Here is an 18800-nt window from a genome sequence, read left to right as displayed (position 1 = left end):
GCCCATGCCGACATTGAATTTCACGGGCTTGCTGCGGCTGGTGGCTGTGGTCGCGATCTTCCTGGCCGGCGTCTGGAGTCAGTCCAGTGGCGTGATCGAAGAGTTCCTCTTCTACATACCGGACATCCAGTACCTGGCGGTACAGCACCTCTGGTTGACGGCGATGTCTGGCGGACTGGCGATCCTGGTCGCTGTCCCGCTGGGTATTCTGTTGTCACGGCCAAGCATGGCGCGTTTCGCTGAGTCCGCCATGCAGGTGCTCAATGTGGGGACCACCATCCCGACGTTGGCGGTACTGGCCCTGTCGATGAGCTTTCTAGGCATTGGTACCGTACCGGCAGTCTTCGGGTTGTTCGTCGCCACCCTGCTGCCCATTACCCGCAACACCTACACGGGGCTCAAGGGCGTGTCTCCGGCCTTGAAGGAAGCGGCAGCCGGGATCGGCATGTCGCCACTCCAGCGTCTGGTGCGGGTCGAACTGCCCAATGCGCTGTATGTGATGTTTGCCGGAGTCCGAACTGCGCTGGCCATCAATGTCGGCACGGTACCGCTGGCATTCCTGATCGGTGCCGGTGGGCTTGGGGAGCTGATCTTCACCGGGATCGACCTCTATGACCCCATCATGATGTTGTCGGGTGCGATTCCCACGGCGCTACTGGCGATCGGGGTGGATATGCTGGTGGCTTTCGTGGCATTTCTGGTAGTACCGCGAGGCGTCAATCCGGCACGGGCATGAACGAACCTCCACGCGCCGTCTCGCTCGGCGCGTGGTGAGAGACTGCACTATCTGGACAATAACAACCGGCAGAACCGAACTTTCACGGGATAGGAGAACACCATGAAGACCTTGACGACTCTGCTGACCGGCGCGGCACTGGCCGCATCACTTTCCACGGCGCAGGCTGACGAGATTGTGGTGGGTGGCAAGAACTTCACCGAACAACAGATCCTCGCCAGCATGACGAGTCAGTATCTGGAAGGCCTCGGATATGAAGTGGAAGAGCGCTCCGGCATGGGCTCCGCCGTCCTGCGTCAGGCGCAGGAAAATGGACAGATCGACCTCTACTGGGAATACACCGGCACCTCGCTGATCAACTACAACGATGTCAGTGAGCGCCTGAGCCCGGAAGACACCTATGCCCGCGTCAAGGAGCTGGATGGCGAGAAAGGGTTGGTGTGGCTGGAGCCGTCTGCCGCCAACAACACCTACGCACTGGCGATGCGTGAGGCGGATGCCCAGAAGCGCGGTATTGCTTCACTGTCTGACCTCGCGCAGGCGGTCAATGACGACGAGGGGCTGTCCTTCGCGCTGAACGCTGAATTCTACGCGCGTGATGATGGCTGGCGTCCCCTGCAGAAGGCCTATGACTTCCGTGTCGGGCGCGCCGACGTCAAGCGCATGGATTCCGGCCTGGTCTATCAGGCACTGCGGGATGGTCAGGTCGATGTCGGCCTGGTATTCGCCACCGATGGACGCATTCCGGCCTTCGATTTCACGGTGCTCAAGGACGACAAGGGCTACTTCCCGGCCTACGCCCTGACGCCGGTGGTGCGTGAGGAGTCGCTCAAGGCCAACCCGGAACTCGAGTCGCAGATGAATGCGTTGTCCGCCAAGCTCAATGACGACACCATGGCGAGCCTGAACGCCCAGGTCGATGTCGATAAGAAGACCATCGAGCAGGTCGCCGAGACCTTCCTGAGTGAGAACGGTTTCAAGTGATCACGAGGGACGCCTGATTGTCCGCTAGTGGGGCTCAGGCGCTTCGCCAGAGACGACAAGACCGCCTTAGGGCGGTCTTGTCGTCTCTGGATGACGTGTCGCATCCCTCTCTGAAACGTCGATCAGTACCGATGCCTGGCTGGCGCTCAGTGAGCGGCCGTCTGCTTGAACACGCGAACCTTGCCTGACATTCTGCGTGGCATTTTCCATTCCTGCTGATTGGCATTCCCTTTCTTCCTCTTACTGCGAGACTTGCCCATGCACCATCAAGGTCACCTGCGCGTTGGCGCGGCCCAGATCAACGCCACCCTCGGCGATATTGAGGCCAACCTGGAACGTCATCTCGACATCATCCATCAGGCGCGAGATGTTGATCTGGACCTACTGGTCTTTCCGGAGCTGTCGCTGACGGGCTATGGCATGGGCAGCCGGGTCATTGATCTGGCCTTTCCGCCGCATGACCCGCGTTTGTTGATGCTCGCGCGTGCCGCAGGCGACATGCAGCTGGTGGTCGGCTTTGTCGAAGAAGCCAGCCCCGGGGAGTACTACAACGCCCTGGCGATTCTGCAGCACGGCGCGCTGCAAGCTGTGCATCGCAAGCTGAATCTGCCGACCTACGGTGGGCTGGAGGAGGGCAAGCTGTTCACCCACGGCAGCGATCTGACCAAGAACGATGTGCGCGAAGGCTGGTCGGCCACCTCACTGATCTGTGCGGACCTGTGGAATCCGGGACTAGTTCACGCCGCCATGCTCGCGCGTCCCACCGTGCTGTGTGCGCCGATCAATTCGGCCTCGGGCATTGTCAGCGATGATTTCTCCAACGAGCAGAACTGGGCGATCAACCTCCAGTTCTATGCCATGACTTACGGCACGCCGGTCATCATGGCCAATCGCTTCGGGCCGGAAGGCGGCAGTCATTTCTGGGGCGGGTCGCGAATTCTTGGCCCGCGCGGGGAAACGCTGGCCCAGGCGGAAGACCGCGAGATGCTGATACATGCCGAGCTTTCGCGTACCGCGATCGCCAAGGCCCGTTTCGAGCTGCCAACACATCGCGACGCCGACACGCCGCTGGTCCGTGACCTGATGCTGGGTTATCGCTGAGCGGTTGGTGTCAGCAGCAGGCGCTGATCAACCCTGGAAGCAAGACAGATAAACCTGTCGAACAACAAGACGCCCGTGCCAGAGTTCTGGCGCGGGCGTCTTGTTGCGTCGCGGGCGTCTTTCAATCGCGGATCAGGATGGGAAGTTGAACTGGGCGGCTTCCTGTGCACTGCGCTCAGGCCAGCGCTGGGACACGCTCTTGCGCCGGGTATAGAAGCGCACCGCGTCGGGGCCATAGGCGTGCAGGTCACCGAACAGCGAGTCCTTCCAGCCGCCGAAGCTGTGGAAGGCCACCGGTACCGGCAAGGGCACATTGATACCGACCATGCCGACCTCGATCTGGTCGGCGAAGCGACGCCCGGCCTCGCCATCGCGGGTGAAGAGGCAGGTGCCGTTGCCGTACTGGTGGTCATTGATCAGCGCGATGGCGTCTTCGAAGCTTGCCACGCGCACCACGCAGAGTACCGGGCCGAAGATCTCGTCACGATAGATGCTCATGTCCGGCGTGACGCGATCGAACAGCGTGGCACCCATGAAGAAGCCTGGCGAGTTCTCGACCAGCGGGTGAGTGCGGCCATCCACGATCAGCTGGGCGCCAGCGCTGGCGCCTGCCTCGATATAGCCGGCGACCTTGTCGCGCTGCGAGGCATTGATCAGCGCGCCCATGTCGTGACCGGGTTCAGTGCCCGGGCCGATGCTCAGGGCGCGGGCCTGAGGCGCGAGGCGTTCGATCAGGGCATCCGCGGTGTCATCCCCCACGCAGACGGCCACCGAGATGGCCATGCAGCGCTCGCCTGCGCTACCGAAGGCGGCACCGATCAAGGTGCTGGCGGCGTTGTCGAGATCGGCGTCCGGCAATACCACGGCGTGATTCTTGGCGCCTCCCAACGCCTGGATCCGCTTGCCCTGACGCGTGCCGCCTTCGTAGAGGCTCCGCGCCACGGGTGTCGAGCCGACGAAGCTCATCGCCTTGACCTCCGGGGCCGCGATCAGCGCCTCGACGGCTTCGCGATCGCCATGCACCACGCTGAAGAGCCCCGCGGGCAGTCCGGCTTCTTGCAGCAGGTGTGCCATCTTGTTGGCCGCCGACGGGCTCTGCTCCGACGGCTTGAGGATGAAGGCATTGCCGCAGGCCAGCGCCATGGGGAACATCCAGAGCGGCACCATGGCCGGGAAGTTGAATGGCGTGACACCGGCCACGATGCCCAGCGGTTGATGGTTGGACCAGGTGTCGATGCTCGGCCCGGCATTGTGGGAATACTCGCCCTTGAGCAGCTCCGGCACGCCGCAGGCATATTCGACGTTCTCGATGCCGCGCTTGAGTTCGCCCATGGCGTCGTCGAGCACCTTGCCGTGCTCTTCACTGATCAGGGCGCAGATTTCCTGAGCATCCCGTTCCAGCAATGTCTTGAAGCGATACATGACCTGAGCGCGCTTGGCGGGCGGCATGGCGCGCCAGGCGGGCAGGGCATCGCTGGCGGTCTCTATCGCGCGTTGCATGATGGCGGCATCGGCCAGTGGCAGACGGCGCACGGCTTGCGCGGTGGCCGGATTGAGCACATCCAGGGTGCGTTCGCCAGTCACGGCGTCACCGCCAATCAGGTGAGTCAGGGTATCCATCGGTCAGTTTTCAGCCTTGTGTTCAGTCGCGGTGAAGGTGGAAGAGATAGTCGCTCTCTCGTGTTGAGGTCGCTGTGTGCCCGGATTGACCAGTGCTCAGAATTGACGCCCCAGCAGTGCCTCATCGAAGGGATAGCGCGAAATCTTCTCGATACCGGTCTCGGTGATCAGCACCTCTTCCTCCAGCTTGACGCCATCGGCCGCGCCCACTTCACCGATATAGCTCTCTACCGAAACGACCATGCCGGGCTCCAGCACGCCATCCTTGGAGAAGCGATCAAAGTCCATGTGGTGTGCGACCAGTGGTGTCTCGCCATGCATGCCGACACCGTGGATGATCGAGGGATAACGGCGGTCCAGGAAGCGCTCGGGAATCTTCCAGGCGCTCTCGGCGATCTCGCGATAGCTGATGCCAGGCTTGAGGATCGACATGTTGTGGTGCACCTGCTCGTGCGCCATCTGGTAGAGGCTCTGCTGATAGGCGGTCGGGCGGCCCGGGCCGACATGGAAGGTGCGTGAGAAGTCGGAGTAGTAGCCATGGCAGCCGATGGTGTCGGTATCCAGCGCGACCAGCTCGCCGGGGCGAATCACGCGGTCGCTGGCCTCGTTGAACCACGGATTGGTGCGCGGCCCGGACGACAACAGGCGGGTCTCGATGAACTCACCGCCCTGGCGGATGACATCGCCATACATGATGGCGAACAGCTCATTCTCGGTGACGCCGGGCTTGATGGCGGCTTCCACGGCGGCAACCGCGGCCTCGCTTCCTGCCATTGACTGGGCCAGGCAGGCAATTTCCTCAGGCGTCTTGAGTCGACGACAGTGCAGGGTGTCCTGCATGCAGTCGAAGACTTCCAGTCCCTGTGCTTCCAGCGAGCGCGCCAGATTCAGGGTGCAGCGGTCCAGCCCGACCTTCCGATTGCCGCCACCATGTTCCTCGATCAACTGGGCAATCTCGATACCGAACGGGTCGCTAGAGAGATTGTCGCGCTGGTTGACGGCGGACCACACCACCTTGGAGGTGCGCGATTCATCGATGGTTTCCAGCCAGGTCGAGATGTGGGCGCTGCCGGGGTACTCGAACAGGATCACTGGTCCCTCGAGAGGCACGTAGATGTAGCGAGTGGAGTTGCGCAGGAAGTAGCCGAACATGTTGCGCGAGCCGGTGGCGTAACGCTGATTGTTGGGATCAAACAGCACCACGGCGGCGTAGCCCTGTTCCGCCATCATGGCGCGCAGGCGAGCCAGGCGGCCGCCACGCAGCTTAACAGGGTCGAATGCCGTAGCGATGCTGTCACCATTGGCCATTGGCGCGGATGGCACGATCGGGAAGCTTGTGGGTTCACTGTCAGTCAGTCGTTCAAAATCGACGATGCTCATGGATAGTCTCGGCTCACGGTCAGGTGAAAGGTCAGGAAAAGCGTTGGGCAAAGGGCTGGCACAGGCGCTATCAAAGACTCTGGGGAGAGGTTCCGGTACAAGACAGGACGCGCAGGGCCAGGATGTGTCAGTCCGCCAGGTTGTCGCTGCGCTGCATGCCTTCCTTGAGCAGACGCTCGTGGATAGGTGCCATACGGCCAAAGATTCGCTGGGCGCGCTCAGGGCGACCGATGAAGCCGGGCTCCTTGGCGTAGGCGAATATCACGGTATGGCGCTCACGCTCACCGCGAACCGGGGTAACACGATGCAGGGAGTAGCGGCCGAAGAAGATCTGCAGATCGCCCGGCTTCAGATCGATGGCGGTCAGGCGCGAGCGGTCGCCATCGAGCACTTTTTCGACGCCCTCGAAGTTTTCGCCCTCGGGGCTACGGATTCCGGGAGCGTATTCGAAGCGGCCGCCCGCGTCGGATTTGCGGGTCATCATGGTGACGATGAATTCGTTGGTGTCGTAGTGCCAAGGGTGCTGGCAACCATCGCGCAACACGTTGACGACCAGATCTGCGAGCGGGTCGGCATATTGGTGAATGTCGTCCATGCCCACGACGCTGGCGATGAAGTGCTGAAAATCGGGATGCGAGTAGACCTGACGAATCAGGGTGTCCGCGCCGATGCGATCGCCCGCCACGAATCCGTTGGTGCGATCGTCGAAGCGATTGCGCGGATGCGATGCGGGCAGTGAGTCATCGCCGTCGCTGTTGTAGGGGTTGGTGACGGTCTGGTTGTAGTGCGCCAGCGGTGAAAGGCGTTCCGTTTCCTGTTCCAGTCGTGCCAGTGCCTCCTGCGGCACAAAACCTTCCAACACGACGCAGCCATCCTGCGCGAGCTGTTCGCGGCATCGGCGCATCAGTTCGCGACCCCGCGCTTCTGTCAGTCGGTGGATGGGATAATGTACAAGGTCTATCAGCCCATCGAGAGAGGACTCACTGGCCTGCTGTTCGATTGCGTGCATGCCCCAGCTCCTGTTACCTGATCAATAAATAACGTAGGAATAGGTTAGAGGGCGTGTTTTGATAATAGAAATGAATGGTCAAGATGAAATGCATTGCGAGGGCTCATAGATCATGGATACCGACCTGCTACGTGCCTTTGTCACGGTGGCCGAATGTGAAGGGTTCAGTGCCGCCGGCAAGGTGCTGCATCGCACCCAGTCTGCTGTGAGTTTGCAGATCAAGCGGCTGGAGGATCAGATGGGAGGCGCGCTGCTGTCCCGCACCAGCCGTCGGGTAGAACTCACTGCGTCGGGAGGACGGTTGCTCCCCTATGCGCGACACATTCTCAAGCTGCAGGATGAAGCGCGTCAGGTGCTCGGGGTTGATCGCAAGAATGAACTCATCCGACTAGGCACCTCCGAGGAGCAGGCCAGTACCTACTTGCCTGAATTGCTGTCGCGCTTCGCCGCAGATCACCCTGACGTGCGGCTGGAAATGACGTGCAAGATCAGCGCATCACTGGTGAGAGACTTTCAGGAAGGGTTGCTGGATGCCGTGCTGGTAGTGCGCCATGGCCCGACGCATACCGGACGACTTCTAGGGCGTGAACGTATGGTGTGGGTGGTCGCTGAGGACCAATCGCTTGCAGACTGGGAGGTACTGCCGCTCGCGCTCAATCCGGAAGGATGCATCTTCCGAGCGCATGCCTTCGCCGCCTTGGGACGGGATGATCGGCAGTGGGATGTGCGTTACTCAAGCCAGTCACCGACAGGCATCAACCTGCCGGTGAAAGCCGGACTGGCACTGACCGTCAAGACTCCACGCAGCGTGCCCTCCGGCTGTCGTATCGTCGGCGATGACGAAGGCTTGCCGCCGCTTGGCCATGTCGAGATCGAGCTTCATCGCTCGCCGGGCCACGTCAGCGATGCGCTGAGTGACTTCTGCGATCATCTGGAAGCCATCGTCACCGGCAAGGGCAAGCTGGAAGAGGTCGGAGCGTTAGTGGCAAGCAATCACAAGACATTGGAGGAAGGCCAGGAGGTAGCTGACGTCAAAGGGTGACGTCGGGGCCGGATTGATAAGGCCGTCAATGTCATTGCTGTCCTGGTGATAAGTCTTCTCGATTCACGGTATGAGGGGGCGCGATACCTCGCAGCAGAAGACGACGCTGCCGCATGTGTTGCACCAGATCATGGGATCTACAAGCACAAAAACGACACGGGCCCCGGTCAGGGGGCCCGTGTCGTATTCAAGCGTGGGGAAGTATTAGCGAAACACGTACCAGGAGATCGCGAGTATCAGGAACGCTCTGCCAGCGGTTCGGAGGCAGGTTGAGCCTCCTGTTTCGGTTGAGGGCTAACCTCATCGACTGGCTCCTGCATCATGTGCCCGGCCGGGATATTGGCCAGATCAAGGTTCTTATCGACTTGATTGAGGAATTGCAGGTGTCGTTGGTATTCATTCAAGACATCGTGAATGACCTGATTGCGTGTGAAGCCATTGAGGTCCTGTCCGATACCACCTTCGGCGAGGTGGACATCCAGCCGTAGATAGTAATCATCATCTGCCGGCAGGAAACTTGGGGTGCGCATGCGGCACGGACGAACCTGGTACAGGAAACTGGGCGCCCCGGGAAAATCAACCTGCAGCGTTGGACATCCGTCCTCTACCTCATCACTGTCCCGGTTCGTGACCGAGGCCTGATGACCGTGCGATTGCAGCTCATTGGCAAGCTGTTGCAGGGCGGGACGTACGGAGTGCTTGAGTATGCTGACGGCACCATGGCGTGTCGTGCCATCCAGGGTGCGCGAGAGCCTCTCCCGCCAATCGCTGTCTTCTCCACTGACGGCAGAAGTCAACTGACGGGCATCGGCTTTCTCGTTTTCAATGTTCAGCGCGCGGTACATGCTGATCATGACCATGAAGATGACGGCAGAGAAGGGGAGAGCCGTGATCACGGCGACGCTTTGCAGGGTTTTGAGGCCGCCTGCCATCAGAAGGGCGATGGTAATCACGCCAATGAGGACGGACCAGAGAATGCGTAGACGTATGGGGGCGTCGTGGTTCACGTCACGCAGCACGTAGGTAAAGTTGGCGAGCACCAGTGCTCCGGAATCGGCAGATGTCACGAAGAACACGATGCTCAACAATGTCAGCAGGCTCGCGGTAAAGCCGACACCGGGCAGTTGTTCCAGGAAGGTGTAGATGCTGGTCTGCGGTGTATTGAGCGCCTGCTCGCCCAGCTCCACCGCGCCGGATTGCACCATCTCGATGGCCGAGTTGCCGAAAACACTCATCATGATCATGACGAAGGATAAGGGAATGAATAGCGCACCAGCTACAAACTGGCGGATGGTGCGACCGCGGGAGATACGCGCCAGGAACAGACCCACGAACGGAGCCCAGGAAATCCAGAAGCCCCAGAAGAAGACGGTCCAGCTGTTGAACCATGACTGTTTATCAGGGGCGTAGGCATAGGTTTCGAAGCTCAACCCTAGATAAGCGGTCGCATAATCCCCTACATTCGTTACCAATGCATTGAGAAGGTGTAACGTGGGCCCCTGAAGTAGCACGAACAGCACCAGCCCTCCGACCAGTAGCAGGTTCAGTTCCGACAGGCGGCGGATGCCTTTTTCGACACCTGATACCACGGACATCGTGCCCAGTACGATGACCATGATGATGATCAGGATCTGGGAGATCAGTCCTTCGTCGACACCGAACAGATAGTTCAGGCCGTAGTTCATCTGCATCACGCCTATCCCGAGTGCCGTGGCGATCCCGAAAACGGTAGCCAGCACCCCCGTGATGTCTACCGCATTGCCAATGGGGCCATAGATACGGTTGCCAAGCAGCGGGAACAGGGTCGAGCGAATGGCAAGCGGCAATCGGTGACGATAGCTGAAATAGGCAAGCGCCATTCCCATCACCACAAAGACTCCCCAGCCGGAAATCCCCCAGTGCATGAAGGTCTGCACGATGGCTCGGCGTTGCATCTCTTCTGTCGTGCCTGAGCCCCCTGGAGGTGTCAGAAAGTGCGACAGTGGCTCGGATACCACGAAAAAGAGGATTGCGCCGCCGATACCTGCAGCGAACAGCATGGCCGCCCAGGAGAGTGTCGAGAACTCGGGGCGCGAGTGGTCAGGCCCCAGTCGAATGCGTCCGAAGCGTGACAGGCCGATACCGACCACGAAGATGACATAGAGCGTGACGGCCAGCATGTAATACCAGCCGAAGGTGTTCCCGATCCAATCGAGGCAATCACCAAAGAAGGCAGTGGCCTGTTCCGTGAAGCCTATGGCATACGCCACGAGCAGCACGATGGCGATCAGCGAATACCGAAACACCGCATGGTTGAGGTGATTGCTTGGCTCTGTTTGCGGTTCATCGCGCGTGGCTAGAGGGTCGTCATCCTTGGGTGTCATGCTCAATCTCAAGCTCCTGGAATGTTGGGGAGGGGGAGTCGATATGGCGAAACCATTGAGTTGTCGTTTCAGCCCGGTAGTGCGTCAGGAGGCTGGGTCGCCGTCGTGATATTGATCTTTTGGATAACAGGTTGTGTCACTGGTAGATGAGCCAGCATGGCAAGCCAGATCATTGATCTGGCACAGACATCATGAGTCTCGAGGCACCTGGCACGAGCTTTTCGTTGACCTTGACGCTGTGTCCCAGCGCAAAAAACGAGAAAAGGCCGGACGACGGGTGCCCTACATGGGGCGCTGATCCAGCGGGAAGTCAGGATGTGACGTCGTGACTCACATGTGCCCTGCATGGAGCGCTGATCCAGCGGAAAGTCAGGATGTGACGTCGTGACTCACATATTGCTAGGCAGCAGGTAATACGCTCGTGAGTGCAGGGTATGAAGTGGTAGGGCGAGCCCTGTACTCCCTGCATTAATATTGGTTATGGAGCGTTCCGGAATATGGCCTTTACCAGCGATTTTACTATCATGAAATGTTATGCAGTCGCGAGTCTCCATGAGCCTCGTTAATCTGTAAACTGCCTCATTATTAATCAGAAGGTATTAACTGAGCTTATGGCAAAGATTGGTCATCATGTGTCACCCAACCTTTTGCGCGTTTTTGAGGTGGCTGCACGCCATCGTGCCTTCACGCACGCCGCTCAGGAGTTGCGTTCTACCCAGTCTGCTGTCAGTCAGCAGATCCGCGCGCTTGAGGAGGCCCTTGGGATGACTCTTTTCAAACGAGTGCACCGTGGGGTTCGTCTGACGGAAGCTGGCGAGCGATTATTCAGTAGTGTGCAGGAGGGATTCGCGGTCATTGAAAAGAGCCTAAATGACATTCAGCAGCTGACGCCTTCGCCGACACTCAATATCTTGACTGACTTTGCCTTTGCCAGTGCGTGGCTGATGCCTAACCTGCCAGAGTTTCGTCGGCTTCACCCAAGCATTGATGTGCACTGCATGACCAATCAGGGCGTGCTCGATCACTCGATGCAGGAGATCGACGTGGCACTGTTGTTCTGTAAGGGAGATGACTCGCGGCCACGCCTGTTGCGTGAGCGAGTCTTTCCTGTCTGCAGTCCAGAATTTCTGGAGCGGCACGGTCCGATCGAGAACCTTCAGCGGCTCAGCCATTTGCCGCTGCTCACATTGACAGCCGAACAGGGCCAGGCCTGGATGGATTGGCCGACCTATCTCGCTGCGCAGGGCATTCATGGGGATGGCGGACAACGCGAACTGACACTGAACAATTACCCATTGCTCTTGCAGGCCGCCGCCGCAGGCCAGGGGGTCGCACTTGGCTGGCAGGGTCTGTGTGAGGAAGCGCTGGCATCGGGCACCCTGATCGCGCTGGAGGAATTCGGGCTGAGTACTGATTGCGGGTATGTATTGATCGACGTAAATCCCGATGAGCACTCTGCGGCCAAACAGGCACTGATGGACTGGATCAAGGCGAGTTTTACAACGCCGGTAGCAGAGGTCTCATGAGAAGTGATGTGTCCAGAGGCGCTATTGAGGATTGAGCCTTCAGCAGCGCGTCCCCCTCGGCAAGGCTACAGCGTTTTCTTGAATACGATCTTGCTGGTTTCAAGCATGCCAGCATCTTCATATGCGCAGATCTGATAGCCCGCCGAGACAAGCAATTTGCGCATGGCGGGATATCGATTCATGGATTTGACCCGGAAACATATCAGCCAATGGGCGATGTAGCGCCCAGCGGGGCTTGCGGCGTATATAGCCCATGCGACCCCAGAATGCCCGCGCGCTGGATGATCTCGGGCACGAAGGCTTCCTGACGATGCGCCATGACATGCACGCCGCTGACGCCCTCGATCTCACGCAGCTGCTGGATCATCTCGATGCAGATGTCCCGGCCCTCCGCCTTCTGATCCCGGGCTCCCTTCAAGCGCTTGAGCACGTCATCCGGGATATGCACGCCAGGAACATGGCGTCGCATCCACTCGGCGGTGCGTGCCGAGGCCAGCGGGCCGACGCCGGGCAGGATAAAGCATTTCTCCAGCAGCCCCAGATCACGGGCACGATGCATGAAGTCCTGAAAGCGTGGCAGATCGAAGCAGTACTGTGTCTGGATGAACTGGGCGCCGGCGGCAATCTTCTTGGCCAGTCGATGAGGGCGAAACGCGAAGGGCGGGGCGAAGGGGTTGGCGGCTGCGCCCAGAAATACCTGAGGCGCTGAGGTCAGTGTCCGGCCGCTCGCGAAGGTGTGCTTGTCACGCAATCCGGCGACAATTTCCAGCAGCGACAGGGAGTCGAGGTCGAACACCGGCTTGGCCTCGGGGTGATCCCCGACCTGCACGCCGTCCCCGGTCAGGCACAGCAGATTGCGGATGCCCAGCGCCGCGGCTCCTAGCACATCGCCCTGAATGGCGATGCGATTTCTGTCACGACACGAGATCTGCATCACCGTCTCATGGCCTTCGCGGGCCAGCAGGGCGCACATCGCTACGCTCGACATGTGGCAGTTGGCGCCCGAGCCATCGGTGGCGTTCATGGCATCCACATGACCGGCAAACAGCTGCGCGCGTGCATGCACCTCCTGCGGGTCGGCCGAGTCGGGCGGCGCCAGCTCGGCGGTGACGGCGAATTGCCCGCTCCTGAGTACCTGCTCGAGGCGACCGACGTTGCCAACGCCTTCGGCAGGTGACAGTTGGGTGTTGTCGGGGATAGTGAGTCTGGAGGTCATTTCAGGCTCTCTCGACGCTCAGCGGCTCGCCGGGCCACGCGCAGCCAGGATGAGGTGCCCTGCAGGCGATGGTCCACCGGCAACTGCACGATCTGGATCGCATCGCTGTCCTTCATCCGCTGGCTACCTTCCCAAGCTTCTACCCAGACACAGCGCTTGTCCGGTTCGACTTCACAGTTGCCGTTTTGCATGACACCACCGCAGGGGCCGTTGCGTAGGTGTTTGGGACAGTTCATTGAGCAGGACATGCCGGTCGAACTCAGAATGCACTGGCCACACATCTGACAGTCAAACAGCAAGCCCTTGCAGGCTTGCTCCAGCCTGGCGACAGGCTTCTCGGCGCGTGCGTAACCGACGGACTTCCACAGCGGCTGCAATTTGATGATCACCGGTTCGACGGCCTGATAGGTGAGCTCCAGCAGTCGCGCGTGACGTGCGGCCCACAGACGAATCGAATACACGCATGCCTCCTGTCAAAACCTGGCGGGGGTAACGCCATGGGCGTTTCAAAGCGCTATCTTCGCACGGCCGCCACCCGGGCCGACATCCCGTGGGCGACAGCGTCACCATCGAATGGCGCAGTCCAAGGCTCGAGCGACGTGACAGGAAGGGCTCATTGTTCGACGGCGAGGCTTTCTATGATGAAGCTCTCCATAGCCTGCGCCGCCGGCGACAAGCTGGCGCCCTTGCGGCGAATCAGGCCCACTTCGCGACTGACACGCGGTTCGGCGAGTTCTATGAATCGCAGGCGCTCATATTCCTGCGGAAACGCCAGGCGGGGCAGCGTCGTGATCCCCATCCCGGCGACCAGCGTGGCGGTCAACGAAATCATGTTGGAGATATACAAGGCATGCATCTCAAGCAGTGACTCGGCCGCCGTGCCCTGCAAGAGCCGCGAGGTGCCATTGCCGATCAGGGATTCTGTCTCCAGTGCTTGCCATGTCAGGGTCTGGCGCTCGGCCAGGGGGTGATCGTCACGGCAGACCACGCCGACTTCGTCATGAAACAACGGATGAAAGAGCAATTCTTCCTCCAATCCCCACAGGCTGGTGATGCCGATGTCGACCTGACCGCTGATGACCTGCTCGCGGACAAAATCGGCGTTGCCATCGTGGAGGCCGACCTTGATCCCCGGATAGCGATTGACGAACTCGGAGAGCAGTTTCGGCATCAGTCGGCTGGCCACTGACGGCACCACTGCCATGTCCAGTTGGCCTGCCTCCTTGGCGGCGCGCGCCTGTAGTTCCCGACTGAGACGATCATGCTGATTGATCAGCTCCCGAAAGCGCGGCACGCAGTAGCTGCCATAGGGGGTCAGGGTCGCCTTGGCACCCTTCTCGAACAGCGCCTCCCCCAGGCGGTTTTCCAGCTCGCGGATGGCCATCGACAGGGCCGGCTGGGTGCGATGCAGATAACGAGAGGCAGCGTGAAAACCACCGTGATCCACCACTGCCAGGACATAGCGCAGCGGCGTGATCTTCAGCTCTGCGACCATCGCGTCGATCCTCTTCAAAGTGGTAAGGGAAATTTATCATAGGGTATTTATTATTGATTATCTTTATCCCTCTGGACCTCCTAGTCTGTTGTCACCGCGTTCAAGGAGGTTCACATGTCACACCACACCACTACCGCCACTCATGCCGCTGTTCACGATCTCTATATCGATGGTCAGTGGGTCGCTGGGCAGGGCAGCATCGCCAATCTCAACCCATCCGATACCCGTGATGTCATCGGTCATTATGCGCAGGCCAGTGTCGATCAGGTCGCCGATGCCATCCAGGCGGCCAAGCGTGGCCAGGCGCAATGGGCCCAGTCAGGTCTCGAGCAACGTTATTCCGTGTTGATGGCCATCGGCGATGAGCTGATCGCCCGCAAGGCGGAGCTGGGTGAGTTACTGGCGCGTGAAGAGGGCAAGACCCTGGCGGAGGGAGTGGGTGAGGTGCATCGCTCCGGGCAGTTCTTCCATTATTACGGCGCTGAAGTGCTGCGCCAGATCGATGAGCGCGCAGACTCGGTGCGTCCTGGCGTTGAGGTCGAGGTCCGTCGGGAGCCTGTCGGTGTCGTCGGTGTGATCAGCCCCTGGAATTTCCCGATGGCGACAGCGGTCTGGAAGATTGCGCCTGCGCTGGCCTTCGGCAACGCGGTCGTCTTCAAACCGGCCAATCTGGTCCCTGCGAGCGCATGGGCGCTGACCGAAATCATTCATCGCCAGTCACTCCCGGCAGGCACTTTCAATCTGGTGATGGGCCCGGGCAGCAGCATCGGGGATGAACTGATCTCCAGTCCTGACATCCATGCCCTATCCTTCACCGGCTCTCTGGAAGTGGGTCGCCGAGTGGCGGCGGCCACTGCCGCCAATCTGGTCAAGTGCCAGTTGGAAATGGGCTCCAAGAACGCCCTGATCATCGCCGATGATGCCGACATGGAGCTGGCCGTCGAGGCCGCCTTCAATGGTGCCTACTCAGGCACCGGCCAGAAATGCACGGCATCTTCGCGGCTGATCGTGATGGAATCGGTTCATGACGAGTTCGTGGAAAAGCTGACTCAGCGCCTGTCTCAGGTCCGTGTCGGTCACGCATTGGAAGAGGGCGTGCACATGGGGCCGGCCGTCGATGCCAAGCAGCTTGAGTCCAACCTGTCCTGGGTGCAGCGCGCCCAACAAGAGGGGGCAACGTTGGTCTGTGGCGGCGAGCGTGTGGAGTGCGCCACCGATGGCTACTTCATGAGCCCGGCGCTGCTGGTCAATACCACCAACGACATGGCCATCAATCGCGAGGAGATCTTCGGTCCCATCGCCTGCGTCATCAAGGTGAGCGACGTAGAAGAGGCCATCGATGTGCTCAATGATACGCACTTCGGGCTCACGGCGGGCATCATCACCAACTCCCTGAAACTGGCCAGCAGCTTCAAGGCGCGTGCCGAGACCGGCTGCGTGATGGTCAATCTGCCGACTGCGGGGACGGATTACCACGTGCCCTTTGGCGGACGTAAGGCTTCAAGCTTCGGGCCTCGTGAGCAGGGGCGATACGCGCGCGAGTTCTACACCGTCGTGAAGACCTGCTACATCAAGGCGTGAGGAGGCCCCATGTCCAAGACAATGCTCACGATCGATGGCCTGCAGTATTCCAACTGGTCACGCGAGATATTTGAACAGATGCGTGAAGGCGGACTGGACGCCGTACACGCCACCCTCGTATACCACGAGACGACGCGAGAGACCTTGTCGCGTCTTGGGGAGTGGAATCGCCGTTTCGAGGCCTGGCCTGATCTGATCATGCCCGTGCATGTGCCGCAGGACATCGCGGTTGCGCAGGCCAGCGGGCGTGTCGGCATCATCCTGGGGGCGCAGAACTGCTCCCCCATCGAGGACGATATCGACATGGTCGAGGTGATGCGTGACCTCGGGTTGATGATCATGCAGCTGACCTACAACAACCAGAGTCTGCTAGCCTGCGGGTGTTATGAGGCACAAGACAGCGGGATCACCCGCTTCGGACGCCAGGTGATCCGTGAGATGAATCGCGTCGGCATGGTCATCGACATGTCGCACAGCGCAGAGCGGTCCACGCTCGAGGCGATCGAGATATCCGAGCGTCCCGTGATCATTTCCCACGCCAACCCTGAAAGCTTCCATCCGGCAAAGCGCAACAAGTCCGACAAGGTGCTCAAGGCCATCGCGGAGAGTGATGGGCTGCTGGGGTTCTCGGCGTATCCCTTCCACCTGCGCAATGGCTCCGACTGCACTCTGACTGAGTACTGCGAAATGATCGCCAGAACCGCAGACCTGATGGGCATCGAGCACCTGGGAATCGGCACCGACCTGTGTCAGAACCAGCCGGTGTCCATCCTTGAGTGGATGCGCAATGGTCGCTGGTCCAAGGACATGGATTACGGTGAAGGCAGTGCCAGCAACGCTGACTGGCCGCGTCCGCTGTCCTGGCTGCGAGACAGTCGTGACTTCCCCAACCTGATTGCCGGTTTGCGCAAGATCGGCATGTCCGAGGACGAAGTGGCCGGCATCATGGGCAAGAACTGGGTCGCGCTCCTCGAGCGCGCCGCGACCCGTCAGGAGACCACGCCTGCCTGATCGCCGTAACGCTATGCCATGGCACCTGTGCCGAGCCAGGAATCCTCAGGGTATCGCTCGGCAACCAACAACCATAATAAATGCCTGCCAATGACGAGAGCTCGTCAGAGGAATGCCACATGACTTCATCTCGCAAGACCACGACGTCTGCCACGTCGGATGCGTTACCACAAGGTCAGTACCGCTTTGGTGACCCTGTCGTTCTGACCTGCAGCATCGGCTTCATACTGCTGTTCGTCGGCCTGTCCCTGATTGATCTTGAAGGGGTTGCGCAAGCCATCAGTGCCGGCTTTGCCTGGACCGCCAGAACACTGGGCAGCTACTTCCAGATTCTGTTGCTGCTCACCTTCTTCATTGCCCTGGGGCTGACCGCAACGCCTGCGGCCAGTGCCCGTATCGGTGGCACGCGAACGCCTGAGCTATCCACCTTCAAGTGGGTGTCGATCATCATGTGCACCTTGCTGGCGGGAGGTGGGGTCTTCTTCGCTGCCGGCGAACCGGTGTACCACTTCCTGGTGACACCGCCTGCCTTTGATACCGAGCCGGGCACTGCGAACGCCATCGCGCCTGCACTGGCGCAATCCTTCATGCATTGGGGCTTTCTTGCCTGGGCCATTCTAGGCAGCCTGACCGCCATCGTGCTGGCGCATGCCCATTACGAAAAGGGCCAGCCCCTGCAGCCGAGAACGCTGCTGTATCCCGTGTTCGGCGAGAAGATCATGAAGGGCAAGCTGGGCGGGGTGGTGGATGCCATGTGCGTCATTGCTGTGGTGGCAGGAACGGTGGGCCCCATCGGATTTCTGGCCACCCAGGTCAGTTTCGGCCTGCATGAACTCTTTGGCGTGACCAATGACTATTCGACGCAGCTGAGCGTGCTGGTAGTGCTCGGGGTGATCTATGTGACCTCGGCCGTGACCGGCATCGACAAGGGCATCCAGATCATGTCGCGCTTCAACGTCTTCCTGGCGCTGGGCGTGGCAGCGGTAATCTTCGTCTTCGGGCCGACCCTGTTCATGGTCAATGCCTTCACCCAGGGCTTTGGCGAGTATCTGAGCTCGTTCTTCACCATGTCGACCATGACGGCACAGAGCGCTCCAGACTGGTGGATGCAGTGGTGGACCGTGTTCTTCTTTGCCTGGTTCCTCGGCTATGGCCCGCTGATGGCGATCTTCGTGGCGCGCATCTCCAAGGGCAGAACCATCCGTCAGATGATCCTGACCGTTGCCGTGCTGGCGCCACTGGCTACTGCTGTCTGGTTCACTCTGCTGGGCGGGGCGGGCATCTTCTATCAGTTCACCGGCGTAATCGACCTCACCGACGCGCTCAACAACTTCCAGTTCGATGTCGCGACCCTTACCGTGGCGCAGGCATTGCCCGGCGGGACCGCAATGGCAGCTGCCATCCTGACGCTGACCACCATCTTCGTCGCCACCACCGGTGACTCGATGAGCTACGCGATCGCCGTCGTCAGTGCCGGACACGATGACCCCAGCCCGCTGGTGCGTGCCTTCTGGGGCATCAGCATGGCGTTGATGGCTGCGATACTCCTTTATATGGGGGCCGGTCAGATCAGCGCGCTTCAGCAGTTCATCGTCATCACGGCCATCCCTGTCTCGCTGGTGCTGCTGCCCTCCTTGTGGACAGGACCTCAATCAGCCTTCGCGATGGCACGTGCGCAGGGAATCACCAGCCAGCGGCCAGCCATGCCGGCCCCGGAAGACGCAGGAGAGCGTTGA

15 protein-coding genes are annotated in these 18800 nt (G+C 60.2%); 8 read left to right on the top strand and 7 right to left on the bottom strand.

From position 1 onward, the window contains the following. The first annotated feature begins 4 nt into the window (after positions 1-4). The 3 genes from NH396_RS00355 (at position 5) to NH396_RS00345 (ending at position 2821) form a co-directional block, all read left to right on the top strand. Positions 5-736, top strand: a complete 732-nt coding sequence (locus NH396_RS00355) for an ABC transporter permease (RefSeq protein ID WP_176677396.1) — start codon at positions 5-7, stop codon at positions 734-736. Positions 737-838: 102 nt separating this feature from the next. Next, on the top strand, positions 839-1720 hold the full coding sequence (locus NH396_RS00350; RefSeq protein WP_253060854.1) for a glycine betaine ABC transporter substrate-binding protein: 882 nt from the start codon (positions 839-841) through the stop codon (positions 1718-1720). A 258-nt stretch (positions 1721-1978) separates the two neighbouring features. Then, entirely contained in the window at positions 1979-2821 is an 843-nt protein-coding gene (locus NH396_RS00345) for a nitrilase-related carbon-nitrogen hydrolase (protein WP_253060852.1), read from the top strand. A gap of 132 nt (positions 2822-2953) precedes the next feature. Here NH396_RS00345 and NH396_RS00340 read toward each other — a convergent pair whose 3' ends face one another. The 3 genes from NH396_RS00340 to NH396_RS00330 form a co-directional block, all read right to left on the bottom strand. Continuing rightward, the gene (locus NH396_RS00340; protein WP_253060850.1) at positions 2954-4441 is read right to left on the bottom strand and encodes a CoA-acylating methylmalonate-semialdehyde dehydrogenase; all 1488 of its coding nucleotides are present in this window, start codon (positions 4439-4441) and stop codon (positions 2954-2956) included. Positions 4442-4537: 96 nt separating this feature from the next. After that, a complete protein-coding gene (locus NH396_RS00335; RefSeq protein ID WP_253060848.1) occupies positions 4538-5821 on the bottom strand; it encodes a Xaa-Pro peptidase family protein in 1284 nt (427 codons plus the stop codon). A gap of 127 nt (positions 5822-5948) precedes the next feature. Then, entirely contained in the window at positions 5949-6830 is an 882-nt protein-coding gene (locus NH396_RS00330; protein WP_253060846.1) for a phytanoyl-CoA dioxygenase family protein, read from the bottom strand. Positions 6831-6942: 112 nt separating this feature from the next. Between NH396_RS00330 and NH396_RS00325 the strand changes: the two genes are divergently transcribed. Further along, complete coding sequence (locus NH396_RS00325; protein WP_253060844.1) at positions 6943-7872, top strand: LysR family transcriptional regulator; 930 nt, start codon at positions 6943-6945, stop codon at positions 7870-7872. Between the two features lie 236 nt (positions 7873-8108). Here NH396_RS00325 and betT read toward each other — a convergent pair whose 3' ends face one another. Next, positions 8109-10235, bottom strand: a complete 2127-nt coding sequence (betT, locus tag NH396_RS00320; protein WP_253060842.1) for a choline BCCT transporter BetT — start codon at positions 10233-10235, stop codon at positions 8109-8111. Between the two features lie 611 nt (positions 10236-10846). On the opposite strand from betT, the gene NH396_RS00315 reads away from it, so the two are divergent. Beyond that, positions 10847-11761, top strand: a complete 915-nt coding sequence (locus tag NH396_RS00315) for a LysR substrate-binding domain-containing protein (RefSeq protein WP_253060840.1) — start codon at positions 10847-10849, stop codon at positions 11759-11761. A 202-nt stretch (positions 11762-11963) separates the two neighbouring features. Here NH396_RS00315 and NH396_RS00310 read toward each other — a convergent pair whose 3' ends face one another. The 3 genes from NH396_RS00310 to NH396_RS00300 all read right to left on the bottom strand — a co-directional run bounded on the left by NH396_RS00310 (position 11964) and on the right by NH396_RS00300 (position 14472). Then, on the bottom strand, positions 11964-12977 hold the full coding sequence (locus NH396_RS00310) for a methylenetetrahydrofolate reductase (RefSeq protein ID WP_253060838.1): 1014 nt from the start codon (positions 12975-12977) through the stop codon (positions 11964-11966). Further along, complete coding sequence (locus NH396_RS00305; RefSeq protein ID WP_253060836.1) at positions 12974-13438, bottom strand: methylenetetrahydrofolate reductase C-terminal domain-containing protein; 465 nt, start codon at positions 13436-13438, stop codon at positions 12974-12976. The genes NH396_RS00310 and NH396_RS00305 overlap by 4 nt, the downstream gene beginning before the upstream one ends. Positions 13439-13590: 152 nt before the next feature. After that, positions 13591-14472 (bottom strand): LysR family transcriptional regulator, encoded by an 882-nt coding sequence (locus NH396_RS00300; RefSeq protein ID WP_253060834.1) that lies wholly within the window; start codon positions 14470-14472, stop codon positions 13591-13593. 114 nt (positions 14473-14586) lie between these two features. On the opposite strand from NH396_RS00300, the gene NH396_RS00295 reads away from it, so the two are divergent. The 3 genes from NH396_RS00295 (at position 14587) to NH396_RS00285 (ending at position 18800) form a co-directional block, all read left to right on the top strand. Next, positions 14587-16053 carry an aldehyde dehydrogenase family protein gene (locus NH396_RS00295; protein ID WP_253060832.1) on the top strand — a complete coding sequence of 489 codons (1467 nt, stop codon included), beginning with the start codon at positions 14587-14589 and terminating at the stop codon, positions 16051-16053. 9 nt (positions 16054-16062) lie between these two features. Beyond that, positions 16063-17064, top strand: a complete 1002-nt coding sequence (locus NH396_RS00290) for a dipeptidase (protein WP_253060830.1) — start codon at positions 16063-16065, stop codon at positions 17062-17064. A gap of 119 nt (positions 17065-17183) precedes the next feature. Then, on the top strand, positions 17184-18800 hold the full coding sequence (locus tag NH396_RS00285; protein ID WP_253060828.1) for a BCCT family transporter: 1617 nt from the start codon (positions 17184-17186) through the stop codon (positions 18798-18800).

It is taken from the genome of Cobetia sp. Dlab-2-AX (assembly GCF_024124625.1).
GTDB lineage: Bacteria > Pseudomonadota > Gammaproteobacteria > Pseudomonadales > Halomonadaceae > Cobetia.
The sequence above is the reverse complement of the archived record's forward strand: the minus strand, read 5'-3'. Positions and strand labels throughout refer to the sequence as shown.